This is a genomic window from Ureibacillus manganicus DSM 26584, from assembly GCF_000772945.1.
GTDB classification, from domain to species: Bacteria; Bacillota; Bacilli; order Bacillales_A; family Planococcaceae; genus Ureibacillus; species Ureibacillus manganicus.
In genome coordinates, this window is sequence record NZ_JPVN01000060.1 from 1 (window position 1) to 1,473 (window position 1,473).

A 1,473-nucleotide genomic window follows, 5' to 3' on the forward strand; every position below is an offset into this window, starting at 1 on the left:
ATGCTCTACCAACTGAGCTACAGACCCATAATTATATCAAATTCGCCTTGGCGTATTTGCGTCCAGATTTTATTGAGCTTGCTCAATAATTACCTTTAAAAAATCTGTGACATCCGCCGGAGGCTTTAACTTCATTCTGAAAGATAAAATTATCAAAAGTGAACAGCGCTTATCTTACAAATTGTTAAATGAAGATAGCAAGGATGAAGTTAATAAAATGGCGGTCCCGACCGGGATCGAACCGGCGATCTCCTGCGTGACAGGCAGGCATGTTAACCGCTACACCACGGGACCAGTAGTATCAAAAAAATTTCATTTAATTCTTTATAATATTCTTGTGGAAATGGCGGCAGAGGGGATCGAACCCCCGACCTTACGGGTATGAACCGTACGCTCTAGCCAGCTGAGCTACGCCGCCATAATTTTATATATTCTTGGTGGAGCCTAGCGGGATCGAACCGCTGACCTCCTGCGTGCAAGGCAGGCGCTCTCCCAGCTGAGCTAAGGCCCCTTAATGTTAAATAATGCGACTTTTGGCGCGCCTGGCAGGAGTCGAACCCACAACCTTCTGATCCGTAGTCAGACGCTCTATCCAATTGAGCTACAGGCGCAAAAATTACTAAAATGGTGCCGAGGACCGGAATCGAACCGGTACGGTAGTCACCTACCGCAGGATTTTAAGTCCTGTGCGTCTGCCAGTTCCGCCACCCCGGCACATGTTGATGCGGAAGAAAAATTTCATCCAGCAACATACGTTAAAATGTGCTAAATCTTTTAGCACACTAACGCAAAATTGAAAAGAAGATGAGCCATGAAGGACTTGAACCTTCGACCCTCTGATTAAAAGTCAGATGCTCTACCACTGAGCTAATGGCTCAAAAAAATGGTGCCGGCTAAAGGACTTGAACCCTCAACCTACTGATTACAAGTCAGTTGCTCTACCAGTTGAGCTAAGCCGGCATTATGGTGGAGGATGACGGGCTCGAACCGCCGACCCCCTGCTTGTAAGGCAGGTGCTCTCCCAGCTGAGCTAATCCTCCATAAATATGCTGGAAATTAAAACTATATATTGGTGACCCGTACGGGATTCGAACCCGTGTTACCGCCGTGAAAGGGCGGTGTCTTAACCACTTGACCAACGGGCCATACTAAAAGGAAAATATTCTCGAAAATTATGTATGGCTCCGAAGGTAGGACTCGAACCTACGACCGATCGGTTAACAGCCGATTGCTCTACCACTGAGCTACTTCGGAATATTAAAGATATAGCCTAGCAACGTCCTACTCTCACAGGGGGAAGCCCCCAACTACCATCGGCGCTAAAGAGCTTAACTTCCGTGTTCGGTATGGGAACGGGTGTGACCTCTTTGCCATTATCACTAGACTATTATGTTGAAAGAACCTCGTTCTCTCAAAACTGGATAAAAGACATTGAAAGCGTTCAAGTTTAATTTGGTTAAGTCCTCGATCGAT

Annotated in this window: 10 tRNA genes and 1 rRNA gene; all 11 read right to left on the reverse strand. The window is 46.4% G+C overall.

Features of this window, described 5'->3' with window-relative positions:
- Positions 1-218: 218 nt before the first annotated feature.
- A tRNA-Asp gene (locus CD29_RS19200) sits at positions 219-294 on the reverse strand.
- 50 nt (positions 295-344) lie between these two features.
- Positions 345-418: transfer RNA gene (locus CD29_RS19205), tRNA-Met, on the reverse strand.
- 17 nt (positions 419-435) lie between these two features.
- Positions 436-511, reverse strand: a tRNA-Ala gene (locus CD29_RS19210).
- Between the two features lie 23 nt (positions 512-534).
- Positions 535-611: transfer RNA gene (locus CD29_RS19215), tRNA-Arg, on the reverse strand.
- Between the two features lie 14 nt (positions 612-625).
- Positions 626-714: transfer RNA gene (locus CD29_RS19220), tRNA-Leu, on the reverse strand.
- 91 nt (positions 715-805) lie between these two features.
- A tRNA-Lys gene (locus CD29_RS19225) sits at positions 806-877 on the reverse strand.
- A gap of 7 nt (positions 878-884) precedes the next feature.
- Positions 885-960 (reverse strand) — tRNA-Thr (locus CD29_RS19230).
- A gap of 4 nt (positions 961-964) precedes the next feature.
- A tRNA-Val gene (locus tag CD29_RS19235) sits at positions 965-1,040 on the reverse strand.
- A gap of 30 nt (positions 1,041-1,070) precedes the next feature.
- Positions 1,071-1,145, reverse strand: a tRNA-Glu gene (locus tag CD29_RS19240).
- Between the two features lie 34 nt (positions 1,146-1,179).
- Positions 1,180-1,254, reverse strand: a tRNA-Asn gene (locus tag CD29_RS19245).
- Between the two features lie 14 nt (positions 1,255-1,268).
- Positions 1,269-1,384: ribosomal RNA gene (rrf, locus tag CD29_RS19250) — 5S ribosomal RNA — on the reverse strand.
- Positions 1,385-1,473 lie beyond the last annotated feature (89 nt).